Raw genomic sequence first — 23,278 nt, forward strand, 5'->3', positions numbered from 1 at the left:
CTAAGGGGCCGCAATGGACTTCCCGGGTTCCGCACCTTCCGTCGGTATTGAGTGGGAAGTAGCCCTCGTCGACCCCGAGGTTCGCGACCTGGTTCCGCGCGCCGCCGAACTAATAGAGCGGATGGACGAGGTACACCCCGGCCACAAGGTCGTCCGCGAGTTCCTGGCCAACACCGTGGAAATGGTCTCCAACGTGCACGACACGGTCCCGGAGGCAGTCGAGGACCTGCATGTGCAGGCAAAGCAGCTGCTGGAATGCGCGGACGACATCGGGGTGAACCTGTTTTCCGCGGGCACGCACCCGTTCGCGCACTGGGGGGACCAGAAGCTCAACGAGAAGAGCAGCTACCAGGAGATCATCGAGCGCACCCAGTATTGGGGCCGCCAGATGCTGATCTGGGGAATCCACGTGCACGTGGGCGTGGGTTCCAAGGAAAAGGTGTGGCCCATTATCAATGCGCTGATGACGCACTACCCGCACATTCTGGCCATGTCCGCCAGCTCGCCCGCCTGGGAGGGGCTGGATACCGGCTACTCCTCCAACCGCACCCTGCTGTACCAGCAGCTACCGACCGCGGGCATGCCCTACCAGTTTGAAAACTGGGAGCAGTGGGAGGAGTTCAACCGGGATCAGGACCTATCGGGAGTGATTAATCACACCGGCTCCATGCACTTCGACGTGCGCCCCACCAAGTACGGCACGGTGGAAACCCGTTTCGCGGATGCCACGATGGAGCTGTGGGAGCTTGCCGCCATCGCCGCCTACACCCACTGCCTGGTGGTGTACTTTGAGCGCCGCCTGGACGCCGGCCACGAGCTGCCGACCCTGCAGCCCTGGCACGTGGCGGAGAACAAGTGGCGCGCGGCCCGCTATGGCCTGGACGCGCTGATCATTACCGATCGGCAGACCAGCGAAGCGCTGGTCACCGACGAGTTGGAGGCCTGGGTGGATAGGCTCACCCCGCTGTCCGAGGAGCTGGGGTGCGCAGCGGAGCTGCAGGATGTGCGCAAGCTGATCGCCCGTGGCGGAGACTATGCGCTGCAGCGCGCCGCGGCCCGCGAGCACGGTGCGGCGCCGGAGCCTGGCACCCGCACCCGTGGAGACGACGGGGTGGAGGGCGGCTTTACGCAGCCGGAGGCGTGGATCGCTGCGGTGGACCTGACGGTCGATTCCCTGCGGAAGTCACTGTAGGTACGCGAAAATTACGTGACAGTTGCGTGGGCTAGCCACGATTACGCGGCTGAGCTTAGAGGTGTAGGGCCTAGAGGCGGGCAGCCGCGCTAGAAGTGCAGGCGGGCAGCCGCGTTGCACAGGGCGCTAGCGATGGAGGTATCGCGGTCCGCGCCGAAACCAACCGCCCACACGCGCTTGGACTTGTGCACCGCGTAGATGAAGGTCACGGTGGCCTCGAAGATGTCGTACTGGTGGAACTCCGCGACCTCCACCGGGAAGCCGTGGTCAGCCAGGATCTCCGTCGTTGCCGAGGAGGCTCCCATCGCGGTGATCTCCACGCGGGTGGACTGCCCGTCAGCGCGCAGGCCGCTGACCTGCATGTCGAAGTCGTGGCGTCCCAGGGAGCGACGGGTGGCCTTCAAGTAGTCCACGCGGATCGCCGCGGGCGCGTAGGTGCGGATGAACTTCTTCCACTCCATGCCGCGCGCTTCCTGGCGCATGCCTACCGGCAGGCGCTGGCCGAAGCGGGCGCGGAACGGATCCTCCGCGAAGGTGCGGGTGCGCTTGCGGCGTTTCTCGATGCGGGTGTGCACCGGCTCGCTGTACGTCTTCGCGGTGGAACGGCGGCCACTGGGGAGCGGGGTGTATACAGGCGCGTCTAGATCTAGGTTCTGGTCCGAGCTAGCGAAGCGGATCAGGGTCGTGGTGTTCGTAGAGGAAACGTTCATGATGACTCGATTTTCTGGAACAAGATCTAGTTGGCCGCAGGCACCCGTTGAATGGGTGCCTATATAGTTCGGTACCTATATAAAGTACTGTTAGTTAAATAATGTAATCCGTCTCACTCTGAGATTCAAACTGTTGCCTATTTCTCATTAAGTGAGATTTTAGGCGCCTAGCTGTGCGCCTCTGCGGTGCGCAGCAGGAATAGCAACTCGGCCGTTGCGATGGCCTCGATCTCGCCCGGATCCACGGACTCGTCCGCGGAGTGGATGGCGCACTTCGGCTCCTCGATGCCGTACAGCGCAAGCTCCGCCTGTGGGTACGCGCCCAGCAGCTTGTTGGTCAGCGGAATCGAACCGCCGGAGGCAACCTCCATCGTCTCCTTGCCGTACACCTCGCCCAGCGCCTCGCCGAGCCGCTGCAGTGCCGGGCCGGAGGTATCCGCCTGGAATGCCTCGGCCAGGGAGCCGCGCTCGATCTCCACCTGCGCGTTCGTCTTCTGGCTTTCCAGGTGCTTTACCAGCAGATCCTGGCACTCCTGCGGTTCGCGTCCCGGCGGCACGCGCAGGCTCACCACGGCCGCGGCGGTTGCGGGCACGGAGTTCACCGAGTCCGCCACCGACAGTGCATCCAGGCCCGTGATCGTGATCGACGGATTCATTACCGTCAGGTCGTTCGGCTGCCATTCGCCGGCGCCGTACAGCTCCACGCCGTCGGTTACCCCGGCGTTGTCACGGAATTCCTGTTCTGTTGGTCCGACGCCACCCCAGCGCTCCTTCGGCTCCAATCCCGGGACGGCCACCAGACCGTTTTCGTCGTGAAGAGTGGAAAGAAGCTGCACCAGCTCGACCAAGGCATCCGGCGCCGAGCCACCGAACTGGCCGGAATGCATCGACTGTGCCAGCGTGCGGGTACGCACCGTGACCGGCGCGGAACCGCGCAGCGCGGTGCACAGGCTCGGCTCACCCAGGGCGTCATTGCCGGAATCGGCAATGAGGAAAGTGTCGGCGGCGAAGAGCTCCGGCTTTTCGGCCAGCAGGTCCTCCAGGCCATAACCGCCGCGCTCCTCCGAGCCCTCGACGACGATCCGGATACCGAGATTCTTGGCGGCGGGGAAGTGGGCGTCCGAAAGAATAGAAAGAGCACGCAGCACAGCAACGTGCATGGCGACGTGGCCCTTGCAGTCGGCGGTGCCGCGGCCATACCAGCGGCCATCGCGCTCGGTGAGGGTCCACGGGTCATCGGTCCACGCTTCGATGTCGCCGGCGGGCTGCACGTCGAAGTGGGAGTACAGGAGGATGGTGGGGTAGCCCTCGGCGGGCTCGCGCAGGCCAATGACGGAGGTGGAGCCATCGGTGGTGACGTGGCCTTCGACGGGGATGCCTACGCTGGTGAACGCGTTGATGACCCATTGTGCGGCAGCAGTATTGGCCTCTTCCAGGCCCGGAGTGGAGTGGACCGACTCGAAGGAGACCAGGGCGGTGAGGTCTTCCTTAAGCTGCGGCATCTGCTTCGCGATGGCGGCACGGGCTAGGTCTAGCTGTGAGGTGTTGGATTCACGGTTGGATTCACTGTTGGTATCGCTCATAGATAACTACTGTAGCGATCGGAAGCGATCGGACGAGACAGCCGATTTGCATGCACGGCACCTTGCAGTCGGTGGGGGAGAGTGCTAAAAACGGGATTAGCACTTGAACTAAGGGAGTGCCAGAAAATAACCGTCAGATGAAGTGAGGGTGAATGTCGCGACATTCATTCACCCGTGCCGTCGCGGGCGCTTGATCTGAGCCGTATGTGTCGCCAACTCTAAACGGAGGATCGAAAAGCCTCATGGCTAAGATGATTGCATTCGACGAAGAAGCACGCCGCGGACTGGAAAAGGGTCTAAACACCCTGGCAGACGCGGTTAAGGTAACCCTCGGCCCGAAGGGACGCAACGTTGTCCTGGAGCGCAAGTGGGGTGCCCCGACGATCACCAACGACGGTGTGACGATCGCTCGCGAAATCGAGCTGGAAGACCCCTACGAGAAGATCGGCGCTGAGCTGGTCAAGGAGGTTGCCAAGAAGACCGACGACGTCGCCGGCGACGGCACCACCACCGCTACCGTTCTGGCGCAGTCCCTGGTGCGCGAGGGTCTGCGCAACGTTGCCGCTGGCTCCAACCCGGTGGGTATCAAGCGCGGCATCCAGGCTGGCGTGGAGAAGGTCACGGCAGAGCTGCTGGGCCACGCCAAGGAGATCGAGACTCAGGAGCAGATCGCCGCTACCGCCGGTATCTCCGCTGCTGACGAGAAGATTGGCGAGCTGATCGCCGAGGCTATGTACAAGGTCGGCGACGGCCAGCTGAACAAGGACGGCGTGATCACTGTCGAGGAGTCCAACGCCTTCGGCGTGAACCTCGAGGTCACCGAGGGTATGCGCTTCGACAAGGGTTACATCTCCGGCTACTTCGCTACCGATGTGGAGCGCGGCGAGGCCGTGCTGGAGGACCCGTACATCCTGCTGGTTAGCTCCAAGATCTCTAACGTGAAGGACCTGCTGCCGCTGCTGGAGAAGGTTATGCAGTCCGGCAAGCCGCTGCTGATCATTGCCGAGGATATCGAGGGCGAGGCTCTGTCCACCCTGGTTGTTAACAAGATCCGCGGCACCTTCAAGTCCGTCGCTGTGAAGGCTCCGGGCTTCGGCGACCGCCGCAAGGCGCAGCTGCAGGACATCGCGATCCTGACCGGCGGCCAGGTTATCGCTGAAGAGGTCGGCCTCTCCCTGGAGACCGCTGACCTGCCGATGCTAGGCACCGCCCGCAAGGTCGTGGTGACCAAGGACGATACGACCATCGTTGACGGCGCAGGCTCCGCAGAGCAGCTGGCTGGCCGCATCAAGCAGATCCGCCAGGAGATTGAGAACGCGGACTCCGACTACGACGCAGAGAAGCTGCAGGAGCGCCTGGCTAAGCTGTCTGGCGGCGTTGCAGTGCTGCAGGTCGGCGCCGCCACCGAGGTGGAGCTGAAGGAGCGCAAGCACCGCATCGAGGATGCCGTGCGCAACGCTAAGGCAGCCGCAGAAGAGGGCATTGTCGCCGGCGGCGGCGCAGCTCTGCTGCAGACCGCCAGCGTGCTGGACGACAACCTGGGCCTGGAAGGCGACGAGGCTACCGGCGTGCAGATCGTACGCGCAGCCCTGGCGGCTCCGCTGAAGCAGATCGCCCAGAACGCCGGCCTGGAGCCGGGCGTGGTTGTAGACAAGGTTGCCAACCTGCCGGTAGGCGAGGGCCTGAACGCCGCAACCGGCGAGTACGTGGACCTGCTGGGCGCTGGCATCTCCGACCCGGTGAAGGTGACTCGTTCCGCACTGCAGAACGCTGCTTCCATCGCTGCGCTGTTCCTGACGACCGAGGCTGTCGTCGCGGACAAGCCGGAACCGGAGGCGCCGGCAATGCCGGGTGCCGATGAGATGGGTGGCATGGGCGGCTTCTAAGCCCTGTGTAAAACAATTAAAAATAGCTAGTTTTCCTAGATTTAACCTAGGTAGACTAGGCGTAAAGACAGCCCCTGAGCTGGAGCTATACCAAATCGTTACCCCCCGGTTGGGGTGGGTTTTAGGGAGGTTCCGCACAGGGGTTGTATCTTTTCGCAGATCCGCTACTCTATTCCCCAGACGGCCTAGAGGGGGCGTCACTACCACAAGGAAATTATCGGGCCCAGGGAACCTGGCGCCCCCGATCTCTTAAGAGGAGAACACAATGTTCGATACCAACATCCTGGACCAGCTGTCCACCTTCTTCGGCGGCTTCAGCGACATCTTCGGTGGCCTGAAGGACGTTCTGGACACCATCTTCGGCTGGATCGGCGGCGGCGAGAAGTAAGCTTCCGCTCAACAGCTAAAACCCCGGCTTCGGCCGGGGTTTTTTCATGCTCTTCCTACCCCGTATGGTTCCGGCACATCTGTATGTCAGGGCCAAAAGCATTAGAATGGAAAGTGCTAATAGAGTTTAGAAATCTTCAGGCGAAGGAGAACCCAGGCACATGGCCGACAAAGAATTCCACATGGTTGATCTTGCCGCTACCGAGGGCTACTTGGTGGACGACTCGGATGAAGACGATCCGGTACTGATCACTCCGGACGGCCATCGGGTTGATACCTGGCGCGACCAGTACCCTTACGACGAGCGCATGAGCCGTGAAGAGTACGAGACCACCAAGCGCGCCCTGCAGATTGAGCTGCTGAAGTTCCAGAACTGGACCAAGGACACGGGCCAGAAGCACATCATCATTTTTGAGGGCCGTGATGCTGCCGGTAAGGGTGGCACCATTAAGCGCTTCAACGAGCACCTGAACCCCCGTGGTGCCCGCATCGTGGCCCTGGAGAAGCCCTCCGAGCGCGAGTCCACCTCCTGGTACTTCCAGCGCTACGTCCAGCACTTCCCGTGCGGCGGCGAGATCGTCTTTTTTGACCGCTCCTGGTACAACCGCTCCGGCGTGGAGCGCGTGATGGGCTTCTGCACCAACGATCAGCACGCAGAGTTTCTGCGTGAGGTTCCGATGCTGGAGAACATGATCATGGGCTCGGGCATCTCCCTGACGAAGCTGTGGTTCTCCGTCACCCAAAAGGAACAGCGTACCCGTTTCGCCATTCGCCAGGTAGACCCGGTTCGCCAGTGGAAGCTTTCCCCGATGGACCTGGCCTCCCTGGATAAGTGGGATGACTACACCCGCGCCAAGGAAGAGCAGTTCCGTTACACGGACACCAATGAGTCCCCGTGGATCACCATTAAGTCCAACGACAAGAAGCGCGCCCGCATCAACGCGATGCGTTACGTCCTGTCCAAGTTCGAGTACGCGGACAAGGATCACGAGGTTGTCGGCGAGCCGGATCCGAAGATCGTCAAGCGCGGCCGCGACCAGATCGGCGACTAATAGAACCCATTCGGACTGGCCGGATCGAGCCAGTACGCGAACAAGCCCCGGCTGCCCTACACAGGGCGGCCGGGGCTTGTGTATGTGGAGGCTAGCTTTCCACGATTTCGATCGGGTTGCCCTGCCACTTCGTTGCGGCGGGCACGTGGTCGCCACGCATAACTAGTGACGCCGGACCGACCGTCGCGGCCTGTTCGATCGCTGCGGCGGGCAGAGCCACGCTGTGGGGTCCTATCGTCGCGCCGTCACCGAGGGTGACGGTATCCAGGCTCATCACACGATCCTGGAACAGGTGCGTCTGCACCACACAACCCGGGCCCACGCTGGCGCCTCGGCCAATGCTGACCAGGTCTGCCTCGGGCAGCCAGTAGGAATCCAACCAAGCGCCCCGACCGATCTTCGCGCCCAGTGCACGCAGGAACATGTTGAGGCTGCCGGTGCCCATCGTGTGCGCCAGGAACCACGGGCCGGCCACGGTCTCCACAAACTGGTCCTGCAGCTCGTTGAGCCACACGAAGGCCGACCACAGCTCGTGCTCGCCCGGCTTGATGCGCTGCACGCACAGCCACTTCATCAGCACCGTCACCGCCGCTGCCACGAAGCCAGCGCCGACCAGAACCAGGCCGGAGACCGCGAAGGTCTGCCAAATGCCCTGGTTTACCAGCATCCACTGCAGCGCCAGCACCACGCCCGCCGCAATCATGGCGGAGGTCATCGGCGCCAACAAGCGCAGGGTCTCCATGATGCCGCGGGCCACCTTCAGGCCGAAGCCCGGGTTGTAGGTGCGGGAATCTCCACCGGCCTCCACGGCCACGCGGCGCAGACGCTCCGGCGGGGAACCCAGCCAGTTGCTGCCGGACTTCGTCTTCACCGGAGTGGAGGAGAGCACGGCCACCAGAGAATTTTTCTTCAGCGTGCGATCCGGGCCGGCGATGCCGGAGTTACCCAGGAAGGAACGCTTACCCACCTTCGTGTTACCGGTAAGCATCCACCCGCCACCGCCGAGCTCGTAGCCGCCGACCATCGTGTCGTCCGCCAGGAACGCGCCCTCGCGCACCTCGGCGAAGCGCGGCACCATCACGGCGGTGGAGATCTCCGCATCCTTGCCCACCTTGGCGCCCAGACTGCGGAACCACAGCGGGGTTAGCTGTGCCGCGTACATCGGGAACAGTTGAGTACGGGCGCTATCCATCAGACGCTCAACCGCCCAAACGCGCCAGCCGCTGAGGCTGCGCACGGCCACCACGCCCGGCTGCAGGCCTGCGGACAGCAGACGGACGGACAGCCACGTCAGTGCTGCGTACGTTGCGAATGCCACCAGGCCACCGACTGCGGCGATGGGAAGTGCCAGCAAGGGGGCGTCAACAGGAACGAGCCACAGCACAAACGCCGCAGCGACGAACACAGCCACCAGGGGCAGGAAAGACATCACGATGGCGCTCAGCGCATAGAGCCAGAACCACATGGTACGGCGCGGGGCGGCCTGCTCCGGGAAACGATTATGCGCCTTGCCGACCTTCACCGCTGGCGAGCCCGCCCACTGCGAACCGGCCTTGACCTTCTTGGCTCCCGTTACGGCGGAGCCGGGCTCGATGTGAGCACGAGCGCCGATGCGGGAACCGGGGAATAGGGTGGAACGGGCGCCGACGGAGGCGTCCTTGCCGACCTCGATGCGTCCGACATGCAGCACATCGCCCTCCAGCCAGTAGCCGGAAAGATCCACTTCCTGTTCGATGGAACAGTGCTTGCCCAGGGTCAGCAGGCCAGTGACGGGCGGCAGGGTGTGCATCTGAGCGCCCTTGCCGACCTTCGCGCCCAGCCAACGGGCATAAGTAGTGATCCATGCAGCACCCGAGACATCGCGCGCGCCGGAGGAATCCGCCACGCGCTCCGCAGCCCAAATGCGCAGGTGAACGGAGCCGCCGCGCTTGTAGTCGCCCTCTCCGATGCCTGCCGTAATTAGACGGATCAACAGCGCGGACAGTGGCAGACGGCCCAGCGGAGTGGCAAAGACAACCACCGCGGCGATGACCACGGCCCACGGCACGTCGACCACCCAGGGTAGGTCGCCCGCCCACGAGGAACCGTGGAACAGGATTGCGTTGAACACCAGGATCCAGGTGACCCACTGCGCACCCGCGAGAGTGAGCGCCGGAACCTGAATCAGGGCCTGTGCAATGCGAGTGCCGATGCCCACCGGCTTGGCAGGCTTGACGTCCTTGGCCTGTGCGGCCTGGCCAGTGCCCGCGCTGCCGGTCTTTTCGCGTAGAGAGTCGATGTGTTCGGCCAGCGCGCCCAGGCGGGAGTGATCGTAGAGATCGCGCACGCTGACGGTCGGAACCTCCTGGCGCACGCGGCTGATCAACGTGGCCGCGCCCAGAGAGGTGCCGCCGAGGTTGAAAAAGTCCGCATCCGGGCTGGTCACGGCCGTGCCGAGCGCGTCGGCGAACAGCCCCGCCAGCCACTGCTGAGTCGGGTTATCGAACTCCGCGTTGCCACTGGAAGGCAGCGGCCACGGCAAAGCCTTCTTGTCCACCTTGCCGGAGGTCGTCACTGGCAGCTCGTCCAGCGCGCATAGGCGCGGAACCATGGCAGCGGGCATGGAGTCGCGCAGCTGGTCCAGCGCCCGCTGCTGGTCGAAATCCTCGACGTTGCCCTCGGTGGAGACGTAGCCCACCAGTACCTTGTCTCCGCCGCCGGTGGTCTGCACCACGACGGTGGAGCTGCGCACTCCGGGAAGGGCGGACAGCGCGGCGTCTACCTCACCGAGTTCGATTCGACGCCCACCGATTTTCACCTGGTCGTCGATGCGACCGACGAAGTACAGGCCGTCTTCCTCGAGGCGTACATGGTCACCGGAGCGGTAGGCGCGCTCCCAGCCGAGCTCCGGCATGGGTGCGAACTTCTCCGCATCCTTTTCCGGATCCAAGTAGCGGGCCAGGCCGACGCCGCCGATGATCAGCTCGCCGGTCTCGCCCCAGCCCACCGGCTGGTTGTTTTCGTCAACGACTGCCAGATCCCAGCCGCGCAGGGGAGTGCCAATAGAAACCGGGCGCACCCCGTCCATGGTGGTGCCGCAGGCCACGACAGTGGCCTCGGTCGGACCGTAGGTGTTCCACAGCTCGCGGGAATCGGTGGCCAGGCGGACGGCCAACTCCGGCGGGCAGGCTTCGCCGCCGAAAATCAGCAGACGGACGGCATCCAGAGCTTCATCGGGCCAGAGACCGGCCAGGGTCGGCACAGTGGAAACGGCCGTGACGCTGCGGGAAACCAGCCACGGGCCCAGGTCCACACCAGAGCGAACCAGGGCACGCGGGGCTGGCACCAGGCAGGCGCCATGGCGCCAAGCCAGCCACATTTCCTCACAGGAAGCGTCGAAGGCCACGGACAGTCCGGCCAGCACGCGGTCGCCCGGAGCCAGTGGCTCGTCCTGTAGGAACATCTCTGCCTCCGCGTCCACGAAGGCAGCCGCGTTGCGGTGGGTTACCGCCACGCCCTTCGGCTTGCCGGTGGAACCGGAGGTGAAAATGATCCAGGCATCGGTCTCCAGGTTCGGGCCGAATGCCTTGCCGGAGGTTGGCCCAAGATCTGCCTGCAGGTTTTCGTCGACTAGCTGCAGCCCATCAGCGCCGTAAATCGCGGCCACGCCGGCCTCGCCGAATACGAGGGAAGCTCGTTCTTCGGGGTCGTCGGCGTCAACAGGTACATAGGCAGCACCGACAGCCAGGGTGGACAAAATAGCGATGTAGAGCGAGCGATCACCGCTGGGCATACGAATGCCGATGCGGTCGCCGCGCCCGAGGCCACGGCTATGTAGCCACTCGGCGGTTTCGTTGATCTCGTCGAGCAGTTCGGAATAGGTAATTACCCCCTTGCCGTCGTCGATGGCGGGGGCTTCAGGGCACGCTGAAGCCGTCGCACGCACAATGTCGATGAGCGTGCGAGGCTCCGGTGCCTCGTGGGAACGGAGGTACCGGGAAGGAATCTGCACTTTTTGCCTAGGCCTCCTCGGTAGAGATGATGGCCTTGGCCAGCTTGCTCAAGTGCTTAAGCTGCTTGGAAGTGGATTCGTCTAGCGCCTTATCCTCTGCGGAGGCGACCAGAGGGGAGAGGCTGGTGTAGGTCTTGGTGCCCTTCTTGGTCACCGAGATGATTTGGCGACGACGATCCTTGGGATCCTTAACTCTCTTAGCAAGGGAGCGCTTTTCCAGGGAGTCAACCAGGCGAACCATATCGGAGCGATCCACCCCGAGGATTTCGCCTAGCGTGGCCTGGCTTGCTGCATCGCCATCGACGAGGCAGGCAAGAACCCAGAATTCGCGCAGGTTGAAGCCCTTTTCCGCGAGCGCGGTCTCTACGAAGTCGCGGGTGCGGCGGCGTAGGCGCTCTAGCTGGAATGAGGGCGAAGACAACAAGTCAGCGGGTAGCGGCGTGTTTTCGGACATGCCTTAAATATAACGCTGACTATGGGGGTTGTCTAATTGTGGGGTTGCCCCACGATAGGTAGTCCGGCGTCTCGCCAGCCGGCCGTGCCGTTAGCAACGTTGATTGCGTCGATGCCATTCTGCTCCAGCCACTGGCAGGCGCGTGCGGAGCGGCCGCCGGACAGGCAGATCAGGTAAATATCCTCGTTCAGATCCAGCTCGCCGTAGCGAGCCTGCAGCTCGGAGAGAGGCAGGTTGGTCGCGCCCTCGGCGTGCCACTGGTTGTATTCATCCACCTCACGGATGTCGATTAGCTGAGCGCCAGCAGGAACATCGGTGGGCTGTACGGTTTCGAATTCACTCATGGCGCCCCATTGTAGGCAAAGGCGGCAAAGGTGGGGCAGCCGGCAGGGTGGAGTCGAATGGCGTGAAGTTAAATAGCGTGGAGTTAAATGGATGGGGCACCCTGGTGGAATGCCGCCGGGCCATCTACGTAGGAGGTTGAATTGGCGCACGCCAGCGAGCAAGCCGGTGCCGAAGAGCTGGCTGACCTTTCGCGGGGCCTCACAGCTGCCGAGGTAGAGGAGCGCACGCGGCGCGGCGAGGTGAATACACAGAGCCGCGGAACCGGCCGGAGCGTGGCCCAGATCCTGCGGGCCAACATCTTCACCCGCGTCAATGCCATCCTCGGCGTACTGTGCGCGATCGTTCTGTCTACCGGCTCGGTCATCAACGCAGCCTTCGGCTTGCTCATCATTGCCAACTCCGCGGTGGGCGTGATCCAGGAGCTGCGCGCGAAGAAAACCCTCGACAAATTGCGCATCGTCGGCGAATCAGAACCCAGCGTCATCCGCGATGGTGAGGAAAAGACCATCCCGCAGCACGAGGTCGTCCTCGGGGACATCATCAAGCTGCGCAGTGGGGACGAGGTCGTGGTGGACGGTACGGTGGTGGCGGGTTCGCTGCGCGTCGACGAGTCCCAGCTCACCGGCGAAGCCGATGCCGTGAGTAAGGGCGAGGGCGACGGGATTCTCTCCGGGTCCTTCGTCAACGAAGGCTCCGCCGTCTTCCGCGCAGATAGGGTCGGCGATGAGGCCTACGCTGCACGCCTGGCCTCCCAGGCCAGCGAGTTTTCGCTGACCGACTCCGTGCTTATGAACGGCATCAACAGCATCCTCAAGGTAATCACCTGGCTGCTTATCCCCACCGGCATCCTTACGATCTGGACCCAGCTGGTTCGCTCCGATACGGGTCTGCGCGAATCCATCCTTTCCATGGCTGCTGCGATCGTCCCGATGGTGCCGGAGGGGCTGGTGCTCATGACCTCCATCGCCTTCGCCGCGGGCGTGATTCGCCTCGGCAAGTACAAAGCCCTGGTCAACGAGCTCGTCGCCATCGAAGGGCTCGCGCGCGTCGATACGGTTTGCACTGACAAGACTGGCACCCTCACCACCAATGAGATGGAGCTGGATTCCATCGTCGCCGCCGACGGCAGCGAAGCCGACGGAGCTTGGGCACGCAACCTCGCCTCCATGCTGAACGCCCAGGACGATCTGAACGACACCGCCCGCTCCATCGCGGCCGGGCTGCGCGAGCGCGGTGTGGAGCCCGGCCAGTGGCAGGGCCGCGAGATTCCCTTTAACTCGCGCTACAAGTTTTCCGGGTTCGCTTGCTCTGACGCCACCGCTTGGATCATGGGCGCCCCCGATGTGCTTCTGCGGGAAGGTGGCCGCAGCGCAGAAACGGCCGCAGATACCGCCAAGCAGCTGGGCGATCGGGGGCTGCGCGTCCTTGTGTTCGGCAAGCTCGAAGACACCGCTGGGGAGGCCTGGGCCAGCACAGACGACCTCAGTATGGATTCCGCCCCGCAGCTGGCCGAACCGGTGCTCGTGGTGTTGCACCAGCAACTGCGGTCCGACGCCCGCGAAACGCTCGCGTACTTCGACGAGCAGAACGTGGACATCAAGGTGATCTCCGGCGATAACTCGGATTCCGTGGCGGCGGTCGCGCGCAAGGCGACCGACCGGGAGCTCGTGGCGGTGGATGCCCGCACGCTGAACAGCCTGGACGACGAAGCCTTCGATGCGGAGATCAAACGCGGAAACGTCTTCGGGCGGGTCAGCCCGGAGCAAAAACAGCAGATGGTGGAATCCCTACACCGCCAGAACCGCACGGTGGCCATGACCGGCGACGGTGTTAACGACGTGCTGGCGCTAAAGAAGGCGGACATTGGGGTGGCCATGGGCTCGGGCGCGCCGGCGACACGCAGCGTGGCGCAGCTAGTGCTGCTGACGAACAAGTTCTCCGCGTTGCCGCGCGTGGTAGCCGAGGGGCGTCGGGTGATCGGCAACATCGAGCGCGTGGCGCACCTGTTCCTGACAAAAACGGTCTACTCGGTGGTTCTGGCGCTGGTGGTGGCGGTGCTGGGGATCTCTTTCCCATTCCAGCCGATTCACGTGACGATCACCGGCTGGTTCACCATCGGCATCCCGGCGTTCATTCTTTCGCTGGCTCCGAACACGGAACGTCCGCGGGACGGCTTCGTCAGGCGCGTGCTGTCTTTGGCGATTCCCTCTGGCGTGCTCATCGGCGGCATCTGCGTGACGATGTGGATCATCATCTACCCCGGTGCGGAGGTGCCGGAAATTCAGCGACAACAGGCCGGTACTGCCGTGCTGCTGGCGCTGATCGTCATGGGTTTGTGGGTGCTGGGTATTGTGGCGCGGCCGCTGAATTGGTGGAAGGTGCTTCTGCTGGCCGGCTGCGTGGGTGGCTACCTGGTGATCTTCCTGGTGTCGCCGCTACGCGAGTTGTTGATTCTGCACACGGGCAACCTGAAGCTCATGTTTACGGGGTTGGCCGTGGGTGCGGGCGGGGCGGCGCTCATTGAGGTTGTGCACCAGATCGCCGCCCGCCGGCAAGCGGCTCTGCGTGAGCCCTAGCTTGCCGGAGCTAGTCCGAACTAGCCCTTGTAGCGCTCGATGGCTTCGTCGAGGATCTTTACTGCTTCCTCGGCGTTGCCCCAACCGGAGCCGTTGACTTCCTTGCCCGGCTCCAGATCCTTGTAGTGGACGAAGAAGTGTTCGATCTCGTTCTTGGTGAACTGATCGATGTCCTCGATGTCCTGGAACTGGTCGAAGCGGACGTCGTCCAGCACGCACAGCAGCTTGTCGTCGCCGCCGGCCTCGTCGGTCATCTTGAACACGCCAACCGGGCGGGCCTCAACGATCACGCCAGGGAAAACCGGCTCCGGCAGGATCACCAGTGCGTCCAGCGGGTCGCCGTCCTCGCCCAGGGTGTGGTCGATGAAGCCATAGTCGGCCGGGTATGCCATCGGGGTGAACAGGTAGCGGTCGAGGTGGACCTTGCCGGTCTCGTGGTCGATCTCGTACTTGTTGCGGGAACCCTTCGGGATTTCAATGGTTACTTCGATCTTTTTGCTCATGTGCACCATTCTAACCGAGCGCCTTTTATCGGCTAGGGTGAAACGAGTGAGTGAGCAGAAGTCCCTGAAAGTATGGCTGTGGAGCATCCTCGCCTTCGTGGTCGTCGTCGCGGTCGTGGTGGGGGCTGCTGTGGTGTGGTCGCTAAACGGTCGCTACGAGGTGCAGGCCGCCGAGCAGCTGGCTGAGCCCACGCCGGTGATGCACGCGCCCGAGGGGGAAGTGCCGGATGTGCAGGCAGCCATTCAGCGCGCTGCAGCGGATCCGGCGCTGGGAGTACTGTCTGCTTCCGTCACCGACGTCGAGACCGGCGAGGTGCTGTGGGCGAAGGACGAAGACCGGAAGCTCACCCCAGCTTCTGCCACCAAGCTGTACACTGCAGCAGCCGCGATCCTGGCGTTGGACGAAGATGGCCGCTGGTCCACCGACTTACTGCAGGATCCGAACGATCCGGGTCGGCTGGTCCTGCGCAGCGATGGCGATGTTTCGCTGTCCCGCGATGGCGAGGGCTTCTTCACCGATGCAGCCTCGGTAGCCAAGCTGGCCGAGAAGGCGAAGAAGAAGCTGGGGGGCCAAGCTGTGACCTCCATCGTCGTGGATAACTCGATCCGCTCCGGCGATCTTTTCAACAAGACCTGGGACCGCGAGGACATCGAAGGTGGCAACGTCGCCAACTTGGATGCCGTCATGCTCGATGCCGGCCGCCTCAACCCCTATAAGTCCGATTCCGCCCGCTCCCACAACCCTGGTGAGGATGTGGGGCGCGCTCTAGCCGATGCGCTCGGCGCGGATGCGGAAGTCACTGTTTCTGCGGAAGTGACGCCCAGTCTCGGTGACCAAGACCCCATCGCAAGCGTTAAGTCCGCACCGCTGAACGTGCGCCTGCGCGACATGCTGGTGCACAGCGACAACATCATGGCCGAAGCCATTGGCCGGGAGATTGCGGAGTCCCAGGGCAAGCCGCAGACCTTCGAGGGCGCCACGAGCGCGACCCTCGACGTGCTGAAGGGGCACAGCATCGATACCAAGGATGCGACCCTCTTCGACAATTCCGGCATGAGCGAGAAGAATCGCCTGACCGCCCACGAGCTAGATGGGGTGCTCTCTAATAAGGAGGTGCGCGACATCTTGGACATGCTGCCGGTATCCAGCGTGGAGGGCACACTGGAGGCGCGCTATGGTTCCGGCTCCGGCGCGGAGGGCTCCGCCGGCTGGGTGCGCGCCAAGACCGGCACTCTTTCCGGCGTGAACGCTCTGGCCGGTACGGTTATGACGGATTCCGGACGGGCGCTGACGTTTGCGTTCCTCTCCAATGAGTCCGATCCCAACTCCGCCCGTCCGGCACTGGATCGGCTGGCGAACGCGGTGCGTTCAGCCAAGTAGGCCCAGTAACAAGTAGGCACAGCAAACCGAGTAAGCCATGAGTGTGCAGTCTCAGATCCGAGCCTGGCTGCGAGAGCTGGAAACCGGGGAAGCGAGCGGAACCAGCCCCGAGCCCGCAGCGTGTGCAACACAGGTTCGCGCCGGGGTAGTAGTGGGGCTTTCCGGCGGGGCGGACTCCCTGGCGCTGGTGCACGGCCTGCTGCGCTGCGGGGTGAAGGTACACGCGGTAGTGGTGGATCATCAGCTGCAGGAAGGCTCCGCGCAGGTGGCGTGTCAGGCCGCGGATACCGCACTGTCTCTAGGCGCGACGGCGGAGATCCGCACCGTCGACGTGGAAGGCCCAGGGGAGGGCCCGGCGCGCCAGGCGCGCTATGAAGCCCTGGGCGCGGCAGCTGCCGGACGGCCCCTCCTGGTAGCCCACACGGCGGATGACGACGCAGAAGGAATGCTCATCGGGCTGGTCCGTGGCTCCGGGGCGGAAGCCATCGCCGGGATGCGATCCGTACACACCGACCACGCGGCCGTGGCCGCGGGGGCCACGTGGCTCGGCCGCCCGTTGCTGAACTGCACCCGCGCAGAGACTGAGTCCGAATGCCGCGCTGCCGGCCTTAGCTGGTGGGAGGATCCGCACAACTCCAGCGATGCCTACCTGCGCAGCCGCATCCGCACCCATGTGCTGCCGTACCTGGAAGATGCGCTCGGGGAGCATATCGGTGCGAACATGGCCCGTACCGCACGGATGCTCCGCGAAGACGTCGAGCTGCTCGACGAGCTCGCTGGGCGGGAACTGCAAGCGGCGGAGGAGGGGGCGTCATTAAACTGCGCCGAACTACAACAACAACCAGCGGCACTGCGGCGCCGAGTGCTCAAACAATGGCTGGCAGATAAGGCCGGACCCCTCACGAGCGCACACCTCAACGCGATAGACGCGCTGGTCATCGCATGGAAGGGGCAAGGAGGGGCAGCCGTGCCGTGGCTCCAAAACCCATCTGCATCCAGCGAGCAACGGCGCACCCACCGACTCGTCGTGCAACGCTGCGATGGTTACCTAAAGTTAGCGACTGTCCCCAGGTAGCAGCTGCGCGCTAGAATGCCAGGCAGGCACAAAACGGCGAAGCCACTGCAGCGGAGCCTAGACAGCGAAGCCACACTGCGAAAGCACTGCAAAACAAATGAGGAAAACGAGGTCTGCGATGCACAGCGAGAAGAACTTCAACGTCCCGGAAAACCCATACGGCGACGATCTGGAAAGTATCCTCATCGACGAAGAAACGCTGCACACCCGCATCAACGAGCTAGCCAAAGCCACCGCTGACCGCTTCCGCGACGAGGAAGACGACCTCATCCTGATCTGCGTGCTGAAGGGCGCGGTGTTCTTCATCACCGACTTCGCGCGGGCGATCGACATCCCGACGCAGCTGGAGTTCATGGCCGTGAGCTCCTACGGAAACTCCACTAGCTCCTCTGGTGTGGTGCGCATCCTGAAGGACCTGGACCGCGACATCGAGGGCCGCAACGTGGTGATCGTTGAGGACATCATCGACTCCGGCCTGACCCTTTCCTGGCTGCTGAAGAACCTGCGCAACCGCAACCCGAAGTCCCTGTCCGTCGTTACGCTGCTGCGCAAGCCGGAGGCGCAGAAGGTGCAGATCGACCTGGCCGAGGTCGGCTTTGACATCCCCAACGAGTTCGTTGTGGGTTATGGCCTGGACTTTGCCGAGCGCTACCGCGACCTGCCCTACGTGGGCACTCTGCACCCGCGGGTTTACCAGTAAAGCGCTGGCCTGAAATCCATTAAGCTCCAAATAGCGCTGTTCACACGGCAATTTAAACCAACAACACTCTAGGAAATATGGACAAGAAGAAGGTACTGAGGATCGCGGGCATTGTCTCTGTGATCCTCATCGCGATCTATGCGTTCGGTGTTTTAACTGATGACGCCCGCGGCTACGACGAGGTCGAGACCTCAATAGCCCTGAAGCAGCTGGAAGACAAGAACGTCAAGGAAGCTCAGATCAACGATCGTGAGCAGCAAGTACAGCTGAAGCTCAAGGACTCTATCGAGGTCGAAGGCAAAAAGGATATCGAGCAGGTCATCGCGAAGTACCCAGGCCGGGCAGCGCCCGAGATCTTCGACGCGGTGAAGAAGTCCGAGGCGGAGAAGTACAACACCAAGGTCACCGAGGATAGCTTCCTGGGCAGCCTGCTGGTGATGCTGCTTCCGATGCTGCTGATCTTCGGTTTGCTGATTTTCATGCTGTCCCGCATGCAGGGAGGCAGCGGCATGGGCGCCTTCGGCTTCGGCAAATCCACTGCCAAGCAGCTGAATAAGGACAACCCGGATACGACCTTCGACGATGTCGCCGGTGCCGACGAGGCCGTGGAGGAGTTGGATGAGATCCGCGACTTCCTGACCGACCCGAGCCGCTACGAGGCGCTGGGGGCGAAGATTCCGCGCGGCGTGCTGCTGTACGGCCCGCCTGGTACGGGTAAGACGTTGCTGGCTCGCGCTGTGGCCGGTGAGGCAGGCGTGCCTTTCTTCACCATCTCCGGTTCGGACTTCGTGGAGATGTTTGTCGGCGTGGGCGCCTCCCGCGTGCGCGACCTGTTTAAGCAGGCGAAGGAGAACTCGCCGTGCATCATCTTCGTCGACGAGATCGACGCGGTCGGCCGTCAGCGTGGCGCCGGCATGGGTGGTGGCCACGACGAGCGTGAGCAGACCCTGAACCAGCTGCTGGTGGAGATGGACGGCTTCGGCGACCGCGACGGAGTGATCCTGATGGCCGCCACCAACCGTCCGGACATCCTGGACCCGGCGCTGCTGCGCCCGGGCCGCTTCGACCGCCAGATCCCGGTGACCAACCCGGACCTAGCGGGCCGCGAACAGATCCTGAACGTGCACGCGAAGGACAAGCCGCTGGCCAAGGACGTGGACCTGAAGTCGCTGGCCAAGCGTACCGCGGGCATGTCCGGTGCGGACCTGGAGAACGTGCTGAACGAGGCCGCCCTGTTGACCGCCCGCGTGGAAGGCAATGTGATTACCGCTGACGCGCTGGAAGAGGCCACCGACCGCGTGGTGGGTGGCCCGCGCCGCAGCTCGAAGATTATCTCTGAGCACGAGAAGAAGGTCACCGCCTACCACGAGGGCGGCCACACGCTGGCGGCTTGGGCGATGAAGGACATCGACCGCGTCTACAAGGTGACGATCCTCGCGCGTGGCCGTACCGGTGGCCATGCCATGACCGCCCCTGAGGACGACAAGGGCATGTACAACCGCTCCGAACTGTTCGCCCGCCTGGTCTTCGCCATGGGCGGCCGCGCAGCCGAAGAACTGGTCTTCGGCAACCCGACCACCGGCGCTTCTGCGGATATTGAGATGGCAACGAACATCGCCCGCGCGATGGTGGTGGAGTACGGCATGAGCCCGGTTGTGGGCGCCGTGAAGTACGGCCAGGACGACGGAGACCCGTTCGTCGGCCGCGGCGGCCAGGGCGGTAACCAGCCGTCCCAGAGCGTGGCCAATCAGATCGACGACCAGGTGCGCATGCTGATGAACAAGGCCCAGCAGGTGGCCTACGACGTGCTGCGCGAGAACCGGGACTACCTCGACACCCTGGCTTCCAAGCTGCTGGAGAAGGAAACGCTGCGCCGTCCGGACCTGGAGGCCATCTTCGAGGGCATTGAGACCCGCGAAGTCTCGGATATCTTCCCGATGCAGGATCTGGACCGTCCGTGCGACCACCGCGAGCCGGTGAAGACCCCGGTCGAGCTGGCTCGCGAGCGTGGCGAGGAGCCGCCGGAGAAGACCAACTTCTTCTCCGCTGCTCGCCGCGCACGCATGGAAAAACGTAAGGCGCAGAACGAGCAGCGCCAGGCCGAGCGCCTGCAGCAGGGTCAGCAGCAGTTCTCGCAGACCCAGCAGGGCCAACACGGCCAGCAGACCCAGCAGAGGCAGCAGGGTCAAAGCATCGCCCGCCCGGTGCCGCCGGAGGAGGAGGAGCGCGGGTTCCGCCTGCCCGAGAACGAGCAGCCGGATCACCAGCCGGAGAAGCCCGCGCAGCAGAAGCAAGCTGTGCAGCCCGAGCAGCAGCCGCAACCTGAACAGCAGCGCTCGCAAGAACCGCAGGCGCGTTATCGTCGCGGCGAGATGCCGGAGCAGACGTTCCCTTGGGATAGGCACAACGGTGGCTACAACGGCAACGAGTCCGGTGGCCAGCACAGGCAGGAAGACAAGTAGTGAATAACCCACAGCAGCCGCTCGCCCCCGGCTCCTTCGACCAGGAGCGGGCAGAGGCGGCCATCCGCGAGCTCCTTTTCGCCATCGGCGAAGACCCCGACCGCGAGGGTCTGCAGGAAACCCCGGCCCGTGTTGCTCGCGCCTACCGCGAGACGTGCGCCGGGCTATACGAGGACCCCACGGAGGTTCTCAACAAGACCTTCAGCGAGGATCACCGCGAGCTGGTGCTCGTGCGCGACATCACCTTCTATTCCATGTGTGAGCACCACCTGGTGCCCTTCTTCGGCAAGGCGCACATCGGATACATCCCCGGCGAATCCGGCAAGGTCACCGGCCTGTCCAAACTGGCCCGCCTGATCGACGGCCTGGCGAAGCGCCCGCAGGTCCAGGAACGCCTGACCTCACAGGTGGCCGACGCGCTGGTGGACAAGCTGAACCCCTCCGCAGTGATCGTTGTTCTGGAGGCTGAGCATCTGTGCATGGCCATGCGCGGCATCCGCAAGCCCGGGGCCAACACGGTGACCTCTGCGGTTCGTGGCGGATTCCAGAAGAACGCGGCCTCCCGCGCAGAGGCGATGGCGCTGATCCGCCAGTGACTGGTTTTACCGTGGCTGATACCAGCATGAACAACCCCAGCACCAACAATCCCCAGCGCACCCTCGTGATGGGCATCCTCAACGTCACCGAGGATTCCTTCTCCGACGGCGGGGCCTACCCGGACACCGCAGCCGCGCTGGCGCACGCCGAGGCGATGGTCGCCGACGGCGCGGATATCATCGACGTCGGCGGGGAATCCACCCGCCCGGGCGCCACCCGCGTCGCCCCGGAGGTCGAGGCTGCCCGCGTCACCCCTGTCATCGAGGAGCTATCCCGCCGGGGAATCGCCACCAGCATCGACACGATGCGGGCATCCACAGCGCAGGCCGCCTGGAAAGCGGGCGTCACCTACCTCAACGACGTCTCCGGCGGCCTGGCGGACCCAGACATGCTTCCGCTGGCCGCGGAATCCGGCCTGCCGATCATTCTGATGCACTGGAACAAAGGAAACGCCGCGGACTTTGCCGGAGCTGAGGGCTACCACGACCACGGCGAGGACATCGTTGGCCACGTCATCGGTTGGCTAGAGCAGAGGATCGAAGCGGCGGAGGCAGTAGGCGTCACAAAGAAACAGATTTACCTGGATCCCGGGATCGGGTTCGCGAAGACTCCGCAGGAAAACTGGCAACTCCTTGGCGCGACTGAACGGCTGGTGCAGATGGGCTATCCGGTGCTGGTGGGGGCCTCGCGCAAGCGCTTCCTCACCGCGCTGCGCCCAGCTAGCGACGGCAACCCCGGCACGCCGGAATCGGCGGACGATGCGACGGCGGCCACCTCCGCGCTGGCGGCGGCAGTTGGCGCATGGGCCGTCCGGGTGCATAAAGTAGCCCCGACACGGGCCGCAGTGGACGTCGCACACGCAATGGCCACCGGACGCGGCCCCGACATCGACGAGCAATGGAGGGCGCGACGTGGCTGACCGCATCGAGCTCATCGGCGTGGAGGCTTTCGGCCACCACGGCGTGTTTTCGGAAGAAAAGAACACCGGCCAGAAGTTCATCGTGGACATGGTGGTGTGGACGGACTTCCGCGCCGCGGCAGATTCGGACTCGTTGGAAGACACGATCAACTACGTGCAGCTGGCCGACATCGCCGTGAACGCGGTCGAGGTGCAGGAGGGGCACGACCTGATCGAAACGCTGGCTTCGAAGATTGCCGACCAGGTTGCGGAGCTGGGCGGGGTGTACGCCGTGGAGGTCACGGTGCACAAGCCGCAGGCGCCGATCGCCCACCCGTTCGGCGACGTGCGGGTAGTGGCTCGGAGGTCCAAGCGATGATCACAGCCTTCCTGGGAATCGGTTCGAATATGCCCGGCGACGTGGGCAGCCCCACCGCACAGATCGAACGCGCCTACGAGCTGCTGGCGATGCACCCGGCCATCGAGATCGTGGAGAAGTCGCGGATCTTCGTCACCCCGCCATGGGGTGGGGTGGAGCAGCAGGAGTTCCGCAACTCCGTGGTGGCCGTACGCACGTCGCTGGACTCGCTCGCACTGCTGCACCACTGCCAATTCGCCGAGGCCGTCGCGGGGCGGGAGCGCGAGGTCCGGTGGGGCCCGCGCACCGTCGATGTGGACATTCTTTTTTGTTTTGACGCCCAGTTCCAGCCCCTGCAATCCCAGGGAAAGTGGGGGTTTGAGCTGGTTATTCCGCACCCCTACGCCCACGAGCGGGCGTTTGTGCTGGTGCCGCTGAGCGACCTGCAGCTGGTCCGGGAACCCTGGTGTACCTTGGGCGGGCGAGGCATCCTGGAGTGGCTGGAAGATGTTGATCCGGCCGAGCGGGAGGCTATCGTCCCGGCGGATCGATCCGAACTATCGGACCCTGGCGAAGGCTAAAGGCTAGGGCCAAAGGATAGAACCAAAGACGAGGGATAAAGAGGCAGCACATGAGCCCGCTGAAGCGCACGAAGATTTCCACGCTGGCAGTCGTGGCGATCGTGTGCGCCCTCATCGCCGGGGTCAGCACGCTGAGCTTTTATGGAAGTTTCCCGCCGATTAAGATCACCGGCTCCGTGCCTCTGTGGATCTTTGCAATCGTGTGCGCCGTGGCGGGTTGGGTGATCCGCAAGCGCATCGGCAGCAGCAGCGGGGTGGGGATGGATCGCACGCAGATGCAGCCGACGACGGTGGTTCAGTGGCTGGCGCTCGGCCAGGCCACGGCGTGGGCCGGGTCGGTGTTCCTGGGAGTGTTCGTCGGGGTGGGAATCTATGTTCTGCCGAATGCGGGGCACCTTATGGCCGCGGAGGCCGATGTGCCGGGCGTGATTGCCGGGGCTCTGGGGGCTTTGGCAGCCGTAGTGGCCGGGGTTTGGCTGGAACGCAGCTGCGAAGCGCCACCGCCGGATGCGCCATTAACGCCCAACGGGCTCGACGTTGGGTAGTG

At 63.8% G+C, this 23,278-nt stretch carries 20 protein-coding genes; 14 read left to right on the top strand and 6 right to left on the bottom strand.

Going from position 1 to position 23,278, the window contains the following annotated elements; translation table 11 throughout:
• Positions 1-13: 13 nt before the first annotated feature.
• Complete coding sequence (locus tag MHX63_RS09145; protein WP_239388316.1) at positions 14-1,192, top strand: glutamate--cysteine ligase; 1,179 nt, start codon at positions 14-16, stop codon at positions 1,190-1,192.
• 89 nt (positions 1,193-1,281) lie between these two features.
• Here the strand turns inward: MHX63_RS09145 and MHX63_RS09150 are convergent, their stop codons facing one another.
• On the bottom strand, positions 1,282-1,902 hold the full coding sequence (locus MHX63_RS09150; RefSeq protein WP_035004736.1) for a hypothetical protein: 621 nt from the start codon (positions 1,900-1,902) through the stop codon (positions 1,282-1,284).
• A gap of 167 nt (positions 1,903-2,069) precedes the next feature.
• Complete coding sequence (locus MHX63_RS09155) at positions 2,070-3,485, bottom strand: dipeptidase (protein WP_239388318.1); 1,416 nt, start codon at positions 3,483-3,485, stop codon at positions 2,070-2,072.
• A gap of 242 nt (positions 3,486-3,727) precedes the next feature.
• On the opposite strand from MHX63_RS09155, the gene groL reads away from it, so the two are divergent.
• From groL to ppk2, 3 genes are all read left to right on the top strand, one after another.
• Positions 3,728-5,371 (top strand): chaperonin GroEL, encoded by a 1,644-nt coding sequence (groL, locus tag MHX63_RS09160; protein WP_239388320.1) that lies wholly within the window; start codon positions 3,728-3,730, stop codon positions 5,369-5,371.
• Between the two features lie 265 nt (positions 5,372-5,636).
• Positions 5,637-5,759, top strand: coding sequence for a PorACj family cell wall channel-forming small protein (locus tag MHX63_RS09165; protein WP_239388322.1), 123 nt, complete (start codon positions 5,637-5,639; stop codon positions 5,757-5,759).
• A 160-nt stretch (positions 5,760-5,919) separates the two neighbouring features.
• Complete coding sequence (gene ppk2 / locus MHX63_RS09170) at positions 5,920-6,810, top strand: polyphosphate kinase 2 (protein WP_239388324.1); 891 nt, start codon at positions 5,920-5,922, stop codon at positions 6,808-6,810.
• A 91-nt stretch (positions 6,811-6,901) separates the two neighbouring features.
• On the opposite strand, the gene MHX63_RS09175 is transcribed toward ppk2, so the two are convergent.
• Genes MHX63_RS09175 through MHX63_RS09185 form a run of 3 tightly spaced genes read right to left on the bottom strand, consistent with a single transcriptional unit; the run spans position 6,902 to position 11,599 of the window.
• A complete protein-coding gene (locus MHX63_RS09175; protein WP_239388326.1) occupies positions 6,902-10,801 on the bottom strand; it encodes a Pls/PosA family non-ribosomal peptide synthetase in 3,900 nt (1,299 codons plus the stop codon).
• A gap of 7 nt (positions 10,802-10,808) precedes the next feature.
• A complete protein-coding gene (locus MHX63_RS09180) occupies positions 10,809-11,255 on the bottom strand; it encodes a MarR family winged helix-turn-helix transcriptional regulator (RefSeq protein ID WP_011272986.1) in 447 nt (148 codons plus the stop codon).
• A 32-nt stretch (positions 11,256-11,287) separates the two neighbouring features.
• Positions 11,288-11,599, bottom strand: a complete 312-nt coding sequence (locus tag MHX63_RS09185) for a rhodanese-like domain-containing protein (protein ID WP_005296869.1) — start codon at positions 11,597-11,599, stop codon at positions 11,288-11,290.
• 141 nt (positions 11,600-11,740) lie between these two features.
• On the opposite strand from MHX63_RS09185, the gene MHX63_RS09190 reads away from it, so the two are divergent.
• The gene (locus MHX63_RS09190; RefSeq protein WP_239388328.1) at positions 11,741-14,176 is read left to right on the top strand and encodes an HAD-IC family P-type ATPase; all 2,436 of its coding nucleotides are present in this window, start codon (positions 11,741-11,743) and stop codon (positions 14,174-14,176) included.
• A 20-nt stretch (positions 14,177-14,196) separates the two neighbouring features.
• On the opposite strand, the gene MHX63_RS09195 is transcribed toward MHX63_RS09190, so the two are convergent.
• The gene (locus MHX63_RS09195) at positions 14,197-14,679 is read right to left on the bottom strand and encodes an inorganic diphosphatase (RefSeq protein ID WP_239388330.1); all 483 of its coding nucleotides are present in this window, start codon (positions 14,677-14,679) and stop codon (positions 14,197-14,199) included.
• A 46-nt stretch (positions 14,680-14,725) separates the two neighbouring features.
• Here MHX63_RS09195 and dacB point away from each other — a divergent pair, with 46 nt between their 5' ends.
• The 9 genes from dacB to MHX63_RS09240 all read left to right on the top strand — a co-directional run bounded on the left by dacB (position 14,726) and on the right by MHX63_RS09240 (position 23,276).
• Entirely contained in the window at positions 14,726-16,060 is a 1,335-nt protein-coding gene (gene dacB, locus MHX63_RS09200; protein ID WP_239388332.1) for a D-alanyl-D-alanine carboxypeptidase/D-alanyl-D-alanine-endopeptidase, read from the top strand.
• A gap of 37 nt (positions 16,061-16,097) precedes the next feature.
• On the top strand, positions 16,098-17,135 hold the full coding sequence (gene tilS, locus MHX63_RS09205) for a tRNA lysidine(34) synthetase TilS (RefSeq protein ID WP_239388334.1): 1,038 nt from the start codon (positions 16,098-16,100) through the stop codon (positions 17,133-17,135).
• Positions 17,136-17,253: 118 nt separating this feature from the next.
• A complete protein-coding gene (gene hpt, locus MHX63_RS09210; protein WP_239388336.1) occupies positions 17,254-17,835 on the top strand; it encodes a hypoxanthine phosphoribosyltransferase in 582 nt (193 codons plus the stop codon).
• 77 nt (positions 17,836-17,912) lie between these two features.
• Positions 17,913-20,297, top strand: a complete 2,385-nt coding sequence (gene ftsH / locus MHX63_RS09215) for an ATP-dependent zinc metalloprotease FtsH (RefSeq protein WP_239388338.1) — start codon at positions 17,913-17,915, stop codon at positions 20,295-20,297.
• Positions 20,297-20,893 (top strand): GTP cyclohydrolase I FolE, encoded by a 597-nt coding sequence (folE, locus tag MHX63_RS09220; protein ID WP_239388340.1) that lies wholly within the window; start codon positions 20,297-20,299, stop codon positions 20,891-20,893. Before ftsH ends, folE begins: the two co-directional genes overlap by 1 nt.
• 26 nt (positions 20,894-20,919) lie before the next feature.
• Positions 20,920-21,813, top strand: a complete 894-nt coding sequence (folP, locus tag MHX63_RS09225; RefSeq protein WP_239388342.1) for a dihydropteroate synthase — start codon at positions 20,920-20,922, stop codon at positions 21,811-21,813.
• Positions 21,806-22,171: a dihydroneopterin aldolase gene (gene folB / locus MHX63_RS09230; protein WP_239388344.1), complete on the top strand. Its 366-nt coding sequence runs from the start codon at positions 21,806-21,808 to the stop codon at positions 22,169-22,171. The genes folP and folB overlap by 8 nt, the downstream gene beginning before the upstream one ends.
• Positions 22,168-22,731, top strand: coding sequence for a 2-amino-4-hydroxy-6-hydroxymethyldihydropteridine diphosphokinase (gene folK / locus MHX63_RS09235; RefSeq protein ID WP_239388346.1), 564 nt, complete (start codon positions 22,168-22,170; stop codon positions 22,729-22,731). Before folB ends, folK begins: the two co-directional genes overlap by 4 nt.
• Positions 22,732-22,781: 50 nt before the next feature.
• Entirely contained in the window at positions 22,782-23,276 is a 495-nt protein-coding gene (locus tag MHX63_RS09240; RefSeq protein WP_239388348.1) for a DUF3180 domain-containing protein, read from the top strand.
• The last annotated feature ends 2 nt before the right edge of the window (positions 23,277-23,278 follow it).

It is taken from the genome of Corynebacterium sp. ACRQK (genome assembly GCF_022345965.1).
Taxonomy (GTDB): Bacteria; Actinomycetota; Actinomycetes; order Mycobacteriales; family Mycobacteriaceae; genus Corynebacterium.

Coding starts and splice junctions, on each gene's coding strand:
- MHX63_RS09145 (WP_239388316.1), top strand. CDS start 14: ATGGACTTCCCGGGTTCCGCACCTTCCGTCGGTATTGAGTGGGAAGTA.
- MHX63_RS09150 (WP_035004736.1), bottom strand. CDS start 1,902: ATGAACGTTTCCTCTACGAACACCACGACCCTGATCCGCTTCGCTAGC.
- MHX63_RS09155 (WP_239388318.1), bottom strand. CDS start 3,485: ATGAGCGATACCAACAGTGAATCCAACCGTGAATCCAACACCTCACAG.
- groL (WP_239388320.1), top strand. CDS start 3,728: ATGGCTAAGATGATTGCATTCGACGAAGAAGCACGCCGCGGACTGGAA.
- MHX63_RS09165 (WP_239388322.1), top strand. CDS start 5,637: ATGTTCGATACCAACATCCTGGACCAGCTGTCCACCTTCTTCGGCGGC.
- ppk2 (WP_239388324.1), top strand. CDS start 5,920: ATGGCCGACAAAGAATTCCACATGGTTGATCTTGCCGCTACCGAGGGC.
- MHX63_RS09180 (WP_011272986.1), bottom strand. CDS start 11,255: ATGTCCGAAAACACGCCGCTACCCGCTGACTTGTTGTCTTCGCCCTCA.
- MHX63_RS09185 (WP_005296869.1), bottom strand. CDS start 11,599: ATGAGTGAATTCGAAACCGTACAGCCCACCGATGTTCCTGCTGGCGCT.
- MHX63_RS09195 (WP_239388330.1), bottom strand. CDS start 14,679: ATGAGCAAAAAGATCGAAGTAACCATTGAAATCCCGAAGGGTTCCCGC.
- tilS (WP_239388334.1), top strand. CDS start 16,098: ATGAGTGTGCAGTCTCAGATCCGAGCCTGGCTGCGAGAGCTGGAAACC.
- hpt (WP_239388336.1), top strand. CDS start 17,254: ATGCACAGCGAGAAGAACTTCAACGTCCCGGAAAACCCATACGGCGAC.
- ftsH (WP_239388338.1), top strand. CDS start 17,913: ATGGACAAGAAGAAGGTACTGAGGATCGCGGGCATTGTCTCTGTGATC.
- folP (WP_239388342.1), top strand. CDS start 20,920: ATGAACAACCCCAGCACCAACAATCCCCAGCGCACCCTCGTGATGGGC.
- folK (WP_239388346.1), top strand. CDS start 22,168: ATGATCACAGCCTTCCTGGGAATCGGTTCGAATATGCCCGGCGACGTG.
- MHX63_RS09240 (WP_239388348.1), top strand. CDS start 22,782: ATGAGCCCGCTGAAGCGCACGAAGATTTCCACGCTGGCAGTCGTGGCG.